Here is a 12,953-nt window from a genome sequence, read left to right as displayed (position 1 = left end):
ATGTTCAACACCATTGTCATCACGGTCAAAACGCTGCTGCGCCGGCCGAGCACGTGGGTTTGGGGCGCGATCTTTCCCGTCGCGCTCTCCACGATGTTCATGTTTATGTTTGCGAATCTGAGCTCCGACGGCAAGATCGACCCGGTGCCGGTTGCCGTCATAGCGGACGAGGCCTGGGACGCCTCGACCTTTAAGGACGTGGCGACGTCGCTTGCCAAGGAGAGCGACGATCAGCTGCTCGAGATTCACGAGTGCGACGACGCAGCCGATGCGAACCGTGCGCTTAAGGCCGGCGAGGTTGCGGGCATCTATACGGTCGACGACGCAGGCGTACCCAAGCTCACACTGCTATCGAGCTACGACAGCTCGCGTGCCTCATCGGTGCTCACCGATCGCAGCATTCTGGAGACGGTGGCAAGCTCGTATACACAAAATGCCGAGCTCATGTCCCAGATTGCCCAGGACAGCCCGGCGGCGCTCGCCGACCCGGAGGCGGTTGCGCGCGCCCTGTCGCTCGAGGGCAGTACCCGCCGCGTAAGCCTGACACGCACCACACCCGATGGCACGGTCATCTACTATTACGCGCTCTTTGGCCTGGTCGCGATGATGTCTGCCGAGTTTGCCGCCTTGAGCGTCGTCGATCTGCAGCCCAATCTGTCGGGCCTTGGCGCGCGTCGCTGCGTGGGCAGCCTTTCCAAGACGGCGTCGCTGGCCGGCATCTTTGTCGGCTCGTGGCTGGTTTCCTTCGCCTCGATGGCGATCGCAATCGGCTACGTGCGCCTGGTCGTGGGCGTCGACTTTGGCGGGCGCGAGGGGCTGTGTCTGGTGGGCGGCGCCGCTTCCGCGCTTGCCGCCACGGGCCTGGGACTCTTTGTGGGCACACTTCCCGTTAAGGGCGGCAAGGCGTCCAAGTCCGGCATCCTCACGGGCTTTGCTACCACGTGCGCCCTGTTCGCCGGCCTCTACGGCGAGCCGGCGATGGCGCTTGCCGACGACGTCGCCCGCGCCTGCCCGGCCGAGTGCTGGTTCAACCCCGTCAAGCTCATCTGCGACATGTTCAATCGCCTGTATTTCTTTGAGGACCTGGGGCCCTTCGCTGTTCGCGCGGGCGTGCTCGTCCTGATGGCCCTGGTGTTTGTCGCCGCCGCTACGCTGATCTTTGGAAGGAGTCGCTATGAGCACCTTTAAGACCGCGCTTCGCATGGCGCTGGCGCACCCGTTCTACCTGCTCATCTATACGGTGTTCATCTCGCTCATGGGCGTATTCATCGCGGCATCGGTGAGCTGGAACTCGTCGCAGCTCACCGAGTACAAGCCCTACGATGCCAACGTGATCGTGGTCGACTGCGACGACAGCGACCTTTCGCGTGCGCTTACCAAGCATCTGGGTTCGCGTTTTGAGCTGGTCACGGGCATCGGCGACGATACGTACGACCTTGCGGACGCGCTCTCCAAGAGCAACAGCGCCAAGGGCAGCGCCGACTGCGTGTTCTTTATCCCGGAGGAGTTTGAGGACGACCTCGTTGCGGCTGCCCGCGCGGGGGAGGCCCTGCCCAAGCTCGACGTGACCTACGGTTCCGGCACCATGGCGGCGGCGCTTTCGTCTGCCGAGGCCTCGCGCTGGATCTCGCTCGCGGGCGCTGCGGCGGCGCTTGAGCCCGCTGCTTCTAACGGCGACGTTGCCAAGGCCGCCGAGCATGCCGCTGCAAAGCGCGCGGAGGTCCAGATCGAGCAGGTCAAGGTCGACTCGACGGCTGCCGCCACGCTCGAGTCGTATTTCAACTTTGGCGCGTACGCGATTATCTCGTCGGTCATCGTATCGGTGGGGTTGGTGTTCTCGGGCATGAACGAGCCCGAGCGCGTGCGTCGTATGGATGCCGGCCCGGTCTCCGAGCGCCAGCGCTCGCTTGCCGTGTTCGCGGCTGCCGCAGTGCTCACCGTCTGCATCTGGTTTGTGTCGAGCATGATGGGCGTCGTGGGCTTTGCCGGCGCGGTTGCCGAGGTCGGCGTGGGTCGTGTGTGCCTGGCGCTGGCGGCGACGTTTGCCCTGGCGTGCACGCCTCTGGCCGTTGGCTTTGCCCTTTCGAGCCTGGGTGCGCGTGAGGAGCTGCTCAACGGTGTGGGCAACCTGCTCGGCATGCTCATGACGTTTTTGGGCGGCGCTTGGATGCCGCTGTCGCTCATGGGCTCGGCCGTGCAGACGGTGGCGCACTTTGTGCCGACGTATTGGGTGAACGACGCGATCGGCAAGGCGCTTGCTTCGGACCTGACGTCTGCCGTGTTGGGCGACATCGCCTGCGACCTGGGCGTCACCGTGCTCTTCGCCGCCGCCATTGCCGCCGTAGGCCTGGCTCTCGCACGCGCCAAATCCCGCGCCTAGTCTGAAATAAATCCTAGCCCTCGCCCCAAAATAGTTCGCCAAGGTTTACTATTACGTTCATAAAGTAGTACGAGGCTAACAATGGGGGATACCATGGCAACGCAGGAAGCCTATGTCCAGGTCAAGGATCTCAAAAAGCACTACGGCGACGGTGATGCGCGCCTGACGGTACTCGATGGCATCGACACGTCCATCAATCGCGGCGAGATCTGCGTCATGCTGGGACCCTCGGGCTCGGGCAAGTCGACCTTTCTCAACCTGATCGGCGGCCTGGAGGATGCCGACGGCGGCTCCATCATGGTGGACGGCTGCGACCTCACGGTGCTCAAGCCTGCCGACCTGGGCGAGTATCGCCGCCGTGAGCTGGGCTTTGTCTTCCAGTTCTACAACCTGGTGCCCGACCTCACCATCAAGGAGAACATCGAGGTCACGGCGCACCTGTCCAAAAACCCGCTCAATGTCGACAACCTGCTGCGTTCGCTGGGCCTTTACGAGCACCGCAACAAGTTCCCGCGCCAGGTCTCGGGCGGCCAACAGCAGCGCTGCGCCATCGGCCGTGCGCTCGTCAAAAACCCGGGCCTGCTGCTGTGCGACGAGCCCACGGGCGCGCTTGACTATAAGACGTCCAAGGAAATCTTGCAGCTCATGGAGGATGTCAACCGCACCTACGGCTGCACCATCATCATTGTCACCCACAATGCCGCCATCGCGCGCATGGCCAATCGCGTGCTGCGCTTGCGCGACGGGCGCATCGTCGAGGATGAGCTCAACGAGTCGCCCGTTGCGGCCGCCGAGCTCGATTGGTAGGCGGCGCCATGACACCTCTCGCAAAACGTCTCCCGCGCGAGCTGCGCCGCAATATCGGCAAGTACCTGGGCATCTTTTTGCTTATGTGCGGAAGCATCGCCCTTACCTCGGGCTTTTTGCTCGCGGCGCATTCCATCGGTTGCCTTATCGACGACATGCGCGACGACTACACGATTGAGGACGGCCGCGTGACCACCTCCTTCGAGGCTACCGACGAGCAGCTCAAGGCCGCCGAGGACGCGGCCGACGACGTCGGCGGCGTCACGCTCTACAAGAATTTCTCCATCGACGCCATCATCAAAAAGACCGCCGGCGACGACGGCACCAAGCGCACGCTGCGCACCTATGCGCACCGCGCTAAGGTGGACATTGCGTCCTACTGTGAGGGTAGGGAACCCAAGGCGGATGACGAGGTGGCCATCGACCGTGTCTTTGCCACCAATAACAACCTGTCCGTGGGCGATAAAGTCGAGCTCGAGGGTCGCACCTACACCATTTGCGGCATCATGACCCAGCCCGATAGTCAGGCGCTGTTCCTCAACAATTCGGACTTTACGGTGAACACCATCACGTACGGCGTGGCCGAGGTCACCGATGGCGGCTTTGCCGCGCTCGAAGATGCCGGCGGCGCACCCGCCTACACCTACTCCTTCACCTTTACCGATCGCGACCTCCCCACCGCGGACCGCATCGACGCCGAGCAAGATATGGTCGAGGCACTGACCGACGCCGATGCGCGCGTGGACGATCTGACCGACGCCGATTCCAATCAGGGCATTGGCTATGCGCGCGATGACGTGGACGGCGACTCCATGATGTGGATGACGCTGCTCGACATCATCATCGTGATCATGGCGTTCGTCTTTGTGGTCCTTACCGACGCCACCATCGAGGAGGAGAGCGCCATCATCGGCACGCTGCTCGCCAGCGGTTATCGCCGTCGCGAGATCGTGCTGCACTACCTGGCACTTCCCGCCATCGTGGGCGTGGTCGCGGCGCTTTTGGGCACTGCGCTCGGCGTTGTGTTCTTTACCGAGCCCATGCGCAGCCTCTATTACGGTTCGTACAGCCTGCCGCCCTTCCAGGTGTACTGGAGCTGGGAGATCTTTGTGAAGTGCGCCGTGGTTCCCGCCGCCGCGCTCATCCTCATCACGCTGGTGGGCCTGTTTCGCAAAATGGGCAAGACGCCGTTGCAGTTCCTTCGTCACGAGGCGAGCGGCAAATCGGGCACCAAGCGCGGTATGCAACTGCCGGAGCGCATGGGTTTTGTTTCCCGCTTCCGCCTGCGTATCTTTCTGCGCAACCTGGGCAACTTTGTCACGCTCTTTGTGGGCATTGCGTTTGCCTCGCTGCTGCTGCTCTTTGGCCTGGCGATTCTGCCCACGATGACGCACTACGCGGACAACCTCGAGACAAGCCTGGTCGCCGAGCACCAGTACACGCTCAAGGCGCCGCTGGAGCTCGAGGGCACTGCCGAGGAGCGCGAGCAGTGGTCAGCACTCGAGCGCTTGCAGTCGGTTGACGGCGCGCTGCTTTCCGCCGCCCAAGATGCCGATGACGAGCTTGACGACGCGGCCGATGCGGCGCAGACGGCAGCCGATGCCGCGACCGCGTTTCCGTCTGCCGAGAGCCTGACCGCAGCGCAGAACGCGCTTGCCAAGGTTCAGGACAAGAAGGATGCGCTTTATGCGTGCCTCGATGACCTTGCCGATGCCCTCGGCTGCAACCGCGACGAGGCTATCGACCTGATTGACAAGGCCTCTAAGGTCGACACTGACAACGACGATATCCACCCGGTTAACACGACCGACAACGGCGTGGGTGCAATCGCACAGGCCGAGAAATATGCCGTCTACCAGCTGCAATACGACCGCGGCGATGGTAATGGCGAGGAGACGATTTCCGTCTACGGCATCTTGCCCGATTCGCGCTACTGGAAAGACCTCAACGTCGGCGACGGACGCGTCGTCTTTGGCGGCGGTCTGCTCGATAAGTTTGGCTGGAGCGAGGGCCAGAAGGTCACACTCAGCGACAAGTACGAGGGCGAGCATTATTCCCTTGAGTATGCGGGCAAGGACTGTGCCTGGGGCTCCAAGTCGGACATGAATATCTACATGAGCATCGACGACTTTAACGAGCTGTTCGACAACGACGCCGCCTACTTTAACGGCTATGTGAGCGACGAGAAGCTCGACCTCGATGCGCGCTACTTTGCCGGCGACACCACGCCCGACGACATGCGCGCCGTGGGCGACCAGTTTATAGGCATGATGAGCAAAATGATCGGCATGATGGTTGGGCTCGCGGTGTTTATCTTCCTGCTGTTTATGTACCTGCTGACTAAGGCTGTGATCGACCACAGCGCCCGTTCGATCAGCTACATGAAAGTCTTTGGCTATCGCGATAGCGAGATCTCGCATCTGTACATCCGGTCGATCACGCTGTGCGTGGCGGCGTCGCTCGTGCTGAGCCTGCCGGTCATTATTGGCTCGCTCACGGCCATCTTCCGCTCGATGCTGCTCGCCTACAACGGCAATATCGAGATCTACGTGCCCGCTTGGTCTATGGCTGCATGCGTCGGCATTGGCTTTGCGACCTACCTGGTCGTGGCGTTGCTGCACATGCGTTCCATCAAACGTGTGGGCCTGGCCGAAGCTCTCAAGGTGCAGGAGTAGTCATCGGGGACAGTCTTAAACGACTAGTCATCGGGGACAGTCTTTGCTGACTTGCCGGCTCGCCGGCCGGCTGGAAAGGACTGTCCCTAGCTGCCGGCACTTGGGGACTGTCCCCAACTGCCGGGTGGCGAAAGAGTGTCCCCTGCGACTACTCATTTAAGAACATCCCCAATGACTAGGTGCCGTACTTGACTTTACCTCTGCTTTAACTGGTACCATCCTCTATGTCTGTAACGCCATATAGACCGAGGGGATAGATCTATGACCGCAACTGCACCCGCAGCACCCGCTAAGGTGTACTTCACCAACCTGCGCACGCATGCTCGCGAGAGCCAGCTCGACAAGCTCAAGCGCCTCATCCGTCACGCCGGTATCGAGCAGATCGACTTTGAGAACAAGTTCGTCGCCATCAAGATTCACTTTGGCGAGCTGGGCAACCTGAGCTTTTTGCGCCCCAACTACGCCCGCGCCGTCGCGGACGTCGTGAAGGAGCTGGGCGGCAAGCCCTTCCTCACCGACTGCAATACGCTCTATGTCGGTAGCCGCAAAAACGCGCTCGAGCACATCGATACCGCCTACCAGAACGGCTTTACCCCGTATGCTACGGGTTGCCAGATCATCATTGCCGACGGCCTCAAGGGCACCGACGAGGCGCTCGTCCCGGTCGAGGGCGGCGAGTACGTGCACGAGGCCAAGATCGGTCAGGCGCTCATGGATGCCGATATCGTGATCAGCCTCACCCACTTTAAGGGCCATGAGCAGGCCGGTTTTGGCGGCGCCATGAAGAACCTGGGCATGGGAGGCGGCAGCCGTGCCGGCAAGATGGAGCAGCATGCCGCCGGCAAGCCGAACGTCGCGACCGAGCACTGCGTTGGCTGCCATGCCTGCGAAAAGATCTGCGCGCACAACGCTATCTCGTTCGACGGCACCCGCGAGCGCGAGCTTGCCAGCGGCGCTACTCGCACGGTGCACGTGGCTGCCATCGACCACGATCGCTGCGTGGGCTGCGGACGCTGCATTGCGGCATGCAACCAGGACTGCATCAAGCCCGGTTATGAGGCCGCGGCCGACGTGCTCAACTGCAAGATCGCCGAGTATACGAAGGCCGTCGTCGACGGCCGCCCGAGCTTCCACATCTCGCTTGCCATGGACATCAGTCCCAACTGCGACTGCCATCCCGAAAACGATACGCCTATCGTCAACGACATCGGCATGTTCGCGAGCTTCGACCCGGTCGCCATCGACCAGGCCTGCGCCGACGCCGTCATGGCATCCGAGCCGCTGCCCAACACCGAGCTCACCGATAGCGCGGCCAAGATGGAGCACAACCACGAGCATCTGGAGGGCGAGCAGGCCAAGGATCCCTTCTGCATCACGCATCCCGACACCGACTGGCGCGTGTGCATCGCGCACGCCGAGAAAATCGGCCTGGGCACGAGCAAGTACGAGCTCATCGAGGTCAAGTAGCACCTAGCTATTGGACAAAATAAGCGCCTTTGTAGCGTAAGTTGAGCAAAAGCCGCCCACGAGCACAACGCTCGCGGGCGGCTTTTCAGAAGTGTGGTGAAAAATCGAATACCGCCGACCACAAACCGATTTTTGGCAACAAAACCCCAGACGTTGCTTTTTGCCTAAAAATACTCGTCGAGGAAGTTGTTGACTGTGTTCCAGTAGAGCTCGGGGTCAACTTGCGCGCTCTTGGCGTGGGCGGCGCCATGGATGGTGAGCTTTTGCTTGACTTTGCTGGCGCACGCGTCGTAGTTTTGGTCGAGCATGTCGTACGGCACAAAGGTGTCCTGGTCGCCGTGGATAAACAGCATGGGAACCGTCGCGTGTTTGAGTTGCTCCACACTGCTCGCCTTATGAAAGTCGTAGCCCGCGCGCACGTTGCACACCAAGTTTGCTACATCGAGCAAGGGAAAGCTGGGCAGGCCGAACACGTCCTTGAGCTGCAGAGAAAACTCGTCCCAAACACTCGTATAACCACAGTCCTCGATAATACATTTCACGTTTGCGGGCAGAGATTCTCCCGCCACGTTCATAGCGGTTGCTGCACCCATCGACTCGCCAAAGACCAGGATGCGCGCCTCGGGGTCAGCCTGAACGATTTGCTCGATCCATGCGACGATATCGAGGCGCTCGGGCCAGCCCATGCCGATATAGTCGCCGCCGGAGCGCTCGTGGGCGCGGGCGGCAGGCGCAAGCACGTTCATGCCGCGGTTGTGGAAGCGCTTGGCGTATCGGGCCATGCCGATGGGCTCGTTGGTATATCCATGCAGGCAGACGGCGTAATCGTGGGTGTTCTCCGAGGCGGCAAAATACCAAGCGGCAAGTTCGGTTCCGTCATCTGCGGTGAGGCTGCTGCTCTCGCGATTCTCTTTAAACCACGCCCGCGCCTCGGTTTCCTCGGCATCCGGCTGCTCGCCTTCTTTGTCGTTCTTGCTATCCTGCATCATCTTCATGGTGTAGGGCGCTTGGGGATTCAGGGCAAAGTCAAACAGAAAGTTGCCGGCAAATCCGAGCAGCGCAACGACAACCACCAGTGCAACGATGCCGGCTATCTTGAGCTTTCGATGGGAACGTGCGTTTTGAGACATAAGAAGCTTTCCTATAAGATGTTAATACATCAACATTTAATGCAAGCGCATTATGGACGTTCGCCGTTGATGCGTCAACAGGCAAAGAATGGGTAAACAAAGGGTCACGTATGGTGCAAATTTCGCACGTACCTAGACGCTTTGATATAGTGTTGAGAACTCTTTACGTTGGAGGATGTAACCGGCATGTCCGATTCGAGCGACAGTTCTAAGCCGCGACCCAAGACCGCGGTCGTTCCACACTACACAGTGGGCGAGGAGATCATGAACTCCGTCACCCATGGTGTCGGCTGCCTGCTGGGTATCGCGGGCCTGGTGCTCCTGATCGTATTCGCCGCCCTGCGCGGCGGAGGCCCGGCCCACATGGCCGCGGCGATTGTCTATGGCGTCAGCATTATCCTCGAATACCTAGCCTCCACGCTCTACCACGCGATTCAGCCCGCGCGCGCCAAGCGCGTGTTTCGCATCATCGACCACAGCTGCATCTACCTGCTCATTGCGGGCAGCTATACGCCGTTTTGCCTTATCACGCTCGCAAACGACGGCGGCCCTGCGCTGTTCTTTGCCGTATGGGCCATCGCCATTATCGGCATCGCTCTCGAGTGCTTTATGCGCGAGCGTCAACCGCACTGGGTAAGCGGCCTGGTCTACCTGCTGATGGGCTGGCTCGTTGTCTTTAAGCTGCCCGAACTTGTGGCGCTGCTCAACCCCGTGGCGCTTGCCCTGCTCGCCGTCGGCGGCGTGTGCTACACCGCGGGCGTGCCGTTCTATATCGCCAAAAACGTGCGCTATCTGCACAGCGTGTTTCACCTGTGGGTGCTCGCCGGCAGCATCTTCCAGTTCATGGCGGTGATCCTCTTCGTAATCTAGCGACCACGCCTGCGCGCCCGCGTTCTCGTTTGGGCGCCGGTGCAATTGCCGTATCCGCCATCAACGTTTTAACCTGACGTCCCGAATCTTGGAGGTTCGAGAAACTCCCGATGGACATAACCATCTCCCTTATCACCACCCTCGTTTTGACCCTCATCAACGGCTACTTCTCTATGTCCGAGATGGCGCTCACCACGGCCAAGCGCGCCGTGTTGGAGCACGAGGCCGAGGAAGGCGACAAGCGCGCCGAGCGTGCCATTAAGCTGGCTGCCGACTCCGACCAGCTGCTCGCCACCATCCAGGTTGCCATTACGCTCGTGGGCTTCGCCTCGTCCGCCGTCGCCTCGACGAGTCTGTCCGACCCGCTCGCCACGTGGCTCATGAGCTTTGGCATCGCGCCGCTCTCCGCCATCGCGCGCGGCCTGGCGCCGGTCATCATCACCGTCGCGGTCGCCTTCGTGTCCATCGTGATCGGCGAGCTCGTCCCCAAGCGCATCGGCCTGGCCAATGCCGAGGGCGTGTCCAAGCAGGTCGTGGGACCGTTGTCGTTTTTCCAAAAGATCGCCCGTCCGCTCGTGTGGCTGACCGGTGCCTGCTCCGATGGCCTGGCCCGCATCCTGCGCATCAAGAGCGCCGACGACCGCCAAAACGTCTCGGAAGAAGAGATCAAGTACATGGTCTCGGAGCAGGACGACCTGCTCGACGAGGAAAAGCGCATGATCCACGAGATCTTCGACCTAGGCGACACCGTTGCCCGCGAGGTCATGGTGCCGCGCGTGGACACCACCATGTGCGAGGACGACGAGACGGTCGCCGACGTGTTGTCCACCATGCGCCAGACCGGCTTCAGCCGCATCCCCGTCTATCACGAGGATCCCGACAACGTCGCCGGCATTGCGCACATCAAGGACCTGATTCAGCCCGCGCTCGACGGCAAGGGCGACCAGCCCATCGCCGGCTTTTTGCGCGACGCCACCTTTGTGCCCGACACCAAGGACATCCTACCGCTGCTGTCCGAGATGCAGACCTCTCACGACCAGATCGTGGTGGTCGTAGACGAGTACGGCGGCACGGCCGGCATCATCACCATCGAGGACATCGTCGAGGAGATTGTGGGCGAGATCGAGGACGAGTTCGACCCCGACAACAAGTATCTCACGCGCCTTTCGCGCCGCGAGTGGCTCGTTGATGGGCGTTTTTCGTGCGATGACGCGATTGAGCTTGGTTGGCCGCTCGAGGAAAGCGATGATTATGAGACCATCGCCGGCTGGATCTTGGAGCTTTGTGACTCGGTGCCCGACATCGGAGAGGTGTTTGAGGTCGCGGGGTACAAGTTTAAAGTGCAGTCGATGCGTGGCCAGCGCATTTCGCTCATTCGCGTGATCGCTCCGGCCGAAACCGATAAGAAGGATTCCGAGTCTTCGGTAGACGAGCCGACGACGTCGGGTGCGGGTTCCGCGAATCCGCACGACGGCGACGAGTAGGACAAGGAAGAGTAGGGGAGAGTTATGGCAGGCCTGTTCAACATCCTTAAGGTCACCGTCAGCGAGGACAAGATCTGCGCGCACGTGCTGGTGAACCCCGGCATGCCGCTCATGACCTCGGAGGATATCGAGGCTACGGCGCGCGTGTATTACCTGGTGCCGGCGATTGCCAAGCACCTGTGCCTGGGCGATTCTGGCCGCGAGTTCCAGGACTGCATGGGCCAGACCGAGCTTTGCCATCTGCTGGAGCATGTGACGGTCGAGCTCATGAACGAGACCGGTCTTGCCGGTAGCATCTCGTGCGGCCGCACGCGCGTAAGCGAGCACGACGAGCGCGTCTTTGAGGTTGAGCTTTCGTGCCCCGACGACGCGCTGGCCATCGGTGCGCTGTCTTCGGCCACCTTTATGATGGACTGGGCGTACCTGCACGCCGACCAGCCTGCCCCTGACGTGGAAGGCACGGTCGCGGGCCTGCGCAACCTGGTACTGGGCATGCGCGCCGAGGCCGAGGGCAAGGATCCTCACGAGGCCGTCGCCGCTGCGAACGGCGAAGATGCTGTCGAGGACGAGGGCGCTGACGAGGGCGATGTGCCGGCCGACGCCGAGTCCGTTGCCGATGCGACCGCCGAGCCTGTTCCCACCGAGCCCCAGGGTGTCCCCAACTTTGACGACGAGCCCCAGGTGGCGATTGATACCGAGGGCGCGGTTGCCGAGAACCACGAGGCTTCCGCTGCCGTCTTTGGCGGTGCGGCGACGGTTCCGGCAGGACCTGCGCATGAGGGCAGCCTGCCGCTCGTGGACGGCGCCGGCGAGGACCCGGGTGCCACGGCGGCCATGCCGGCTATGCCCCAGGAGTAGGCCTACGCGTTTATCACCATCACGTACCTGCGCCTTTGCCGTACGTAGATGAGCGGAGCGGCAAGTGATGCGCTGCGGGTATAATGGACAACATTCAAACGGTGGGCACCGACGTGCCCGCAGGAGAGGAATGATCATGGGTAAGACTTTCAGCTTTGTCTCCGGCGCACTTTTTGGTGCCGCTGCCGGCGCTATTGTCGGCGTTGCTCTGGCCCCGCGCTCGGGCGCCGAGACCCGCGCCATGGCTGCCGATATCGCCAACGACGCCTGGGACAATATGCGCGACACCTACGAGCACAGCGCCGAGGAGGCCCGTGCTGCGGTGAATGACTTTGGCCCGATGGTCGACGCCAAGACCGACGACCTGCGCGCCAAGGTCGACCTGGCCCGCGAGCGCATGGACCAGCTGCGCGAGCAGCTCAACGACGCCATTTCGGGTGGCAACGTGACGCCTGCCGCCGACGTCGTGGTCGAGAATGCCGTCGAGGCTGATACCGAGGCTGCGGAGCCCTCGACCGAGGCATAATGCGCGCCGGGGATTTTGTCGGCGCCAAGATCTATCGCAAGCCTACCGAGGACAAGCGCACCAAAAAGGACGGCACGCCGCGCAGCCCTAAAAAGCTCGGAAAGATTCACTTTCCGGTCTTTACCCCGGGCGGTACGCGCGTGGTCGGCTTTATGGTCCGCCAGTCCGATATCGCGGGCATGATCGAGCGTCCCGATCGATTCGTAGCGCTCGACGCCATTGGTGTCTACGAGGGCGCCATTGCGGTCGATGACGTCAAGGACACGTACGATGCCGCCGCCGCCAAGCGCCTCGACATCAACCTGGACGATTGCATCATCTGGGTCGGTATGGACGTGCGCACGGAATCGGGCGACGTCGTGGGCTATTGCTCGGATGTGGAGTTCAAGCCGCGTTCGGGCATCGTGCAGGCATTCTATGTGACCGCCGGTGCTGCTTCGAGTGTTTTGGTTGGTGACACGCAGGTGCCGCCGACGATGCTGCGCGGTTATGCGGACGGCGCAATGATCGTTTCGGACGAGGTCAAGTCGCTCGGGTATTCGGGCGGTGCGGCTGCCAAGGCCGCCGAGGCCAGCGTCGTGGTGGGCGACAAGGTCAAAAAGGGCGCCAAGGTGCTCGACGACAAGGGATCGGTTGCCGTGGACAAGGGCAGTCGCGCACTGGGCAAGCAGCTCGGCAAGACGCGCGGCATGTTCAAGGCCTTTAAGGACGAATACCAAAAGGCGAGCGGAGGCTCGTCAAAAGCTACAAAATAGC

The 12,953-nt window shown here is 61.6% G+C and carries 11 protein-coding genes; 10 read left to right on the top strand and 1 reads right to left on the bottom strand.

The genetic code is table 11. The features are described from left to right. From ACKUTP_RS01710 to ACKUTP_RS01690, 5 genes are all read left to right on the top strand, one after another. Nucleotides 1-1,188, top strand: a complete 1,188-nt coding sequence (locus ACKUTP_RS01710) for an ABC transporter permease (protein ID WP_409063422.1) — start codon at nt 1-3, stop codon at nt 1,186-1,188. Beyond that, complete coding sequence (locus tag ACKUTP_RS01705) at nt 1,175-2,380, top strand: ABC transporter permease (protein ID WP_409063421.1); 1,206 nt, start codon at nt 1,175-1,177, stop codon at nt 2,378-2,380. The genes ACKUTP_RS01710 and ACKUTP_RS01705 overlap by 14 nt, the downstream gene beginning before the upstream one ends. A gap of 93 nt (nt 2,381-2,473) precedes the next feature. Beyond that, the gene (locus tag ACKUTP_RS01700; RefSeq protein ID WP_035137112.1) at nt 2,474-3,187 is read left to right on the top strand and encodes an ABC transporter ATP-binding protein; all 714 of its coding nucleotides are present in this window, start codon (nt 2,474-2,476) and stop codon (nt 3,185-3,187) included. Between the two features lie 8 nt (nt 3,188-3,195). After that, nucleotides 3,196-5,862 (top strand): ABC transporter permease, encoded by a 2,667-nt coding sequence (locus ACKUTP_RS01695; protein WP_409063420.1) that lies wholly within the window; start codon nt 3,196-3,198, stop codon nt 5,860-5,862. 261 nt (nt 5,863-6,123) lie between these two features. After that, the gene (locus ACKUTP_RS01690) at nt 6,124-7,329 is read left to right on the top strand and encodes a DUF362 domain-containing protein (protein ID WP_055252574.1); all 1,206 of its coding nucleotides are present in this window, start codon (nt 6,124-6,126) and stop codon (nt 7,327-7,329) included. A gap of 164 nt (nt 7,330-7,493) precedes the next feature. Here ACKUTP_RS01690 and ACKUTP_RS01685 read toward each other — a convergent pair whose 3' ends face one another. Further along, nucleotides 7,494-8,459 carry an alpha/beta hydrolase gene (locus ACKUTP_RS01685; protein WP_409063419.1) on the bottom strand — a complete coding sequence of 322 codons (966 nt, stop codon included), beginning with the start codon at nt 8,457-8,459 and terminating at the stop codon, nt 7,494-7,496. Nucleotides 8,460-8,645: 186 nt separating this feature from the next. Between ACKUTP_RS01685 and trhA the strand changes: the two genes are divergently transcribed. From trhA to ACKUTP_RS01660, 5 genes are all read left to right on the top strand, one after another. Continuing rightward, nucleotides 8,646-9,329 carry a PAQR family membrane homeostasis protein TrhA gene (gene trhA / locus ACKUTP_RS01680; protein WP_409063418.1) on the top strand — a complete coding sequence of 228 codons (684 nt, stop codon included), beginning with the start codon at nt 8,646-8,648 and terminating at the stop codon, nt 9,327-9,329. Between the two features lie 110 nt (nt 9,330-9,439). Further along, entirely contained in the window at nt 9,440-10,813 is a 1,374-nt protein-coding gene (locus ACKUTP_RS01675; protein WP_055285343.1) for a hemolysin family protein, read from the top strand. Between the two features lie 24 nt (nt 10,814-10,837). Then, complete coding sequence (locus ACKUTP_RS01670; RefSeq protein WP_409063417.1) at nt 10,838-11,671, top strand: cyanophycin synthetase family protein; 834 nt, start codon at nt 10,838-10,840, stop codon at nt 11,669-11,671. Nucleotides 11,672-11,807: 136 nt separating this feature from the next. Further along, the gene (locus tag ACKUTP_RS01665; protein WP_035136593.1) at nt 11,808-12,197 is read left to right on the top strand and encodes a YtxH domain-containing protein; all 390 of its coding nucleotides are present in this window, start codon (nt 11,808-11,810) and stop codon (nt 12,195-12,197) included. Continuing rightward, nucleotides 12,197-12,952, top strand: a complete 756-nt coding sequence (locus ACKUTP_RS01660; RefSeq protein ID WP_006235736.1) for a hypothetical protein — start codon at nt 12,197-12,199, stop codon at nt 12,950-12,952. Before ACKUTP_RS01665 ends, ACKUTP_RS01660 begins: the two co-directional genes overlap by 1 nt. The last annotated feature ends 1 nt before the right edge of the window (nt 12,953 follow it).

The organism is Collinsella sp. wc0529 (assembly GCF_046116875.1).
Taxonomy (GTDB): Bacteria; Actinomycetota; Coriobacteriia; order Coriobacteriales; family Coriobacteriaceae; genus Collinsella.
Note: the sequence above shows the minus strand (reverse complement) of the source record. Positions and strands in the feature narration are given on the sequence as shown.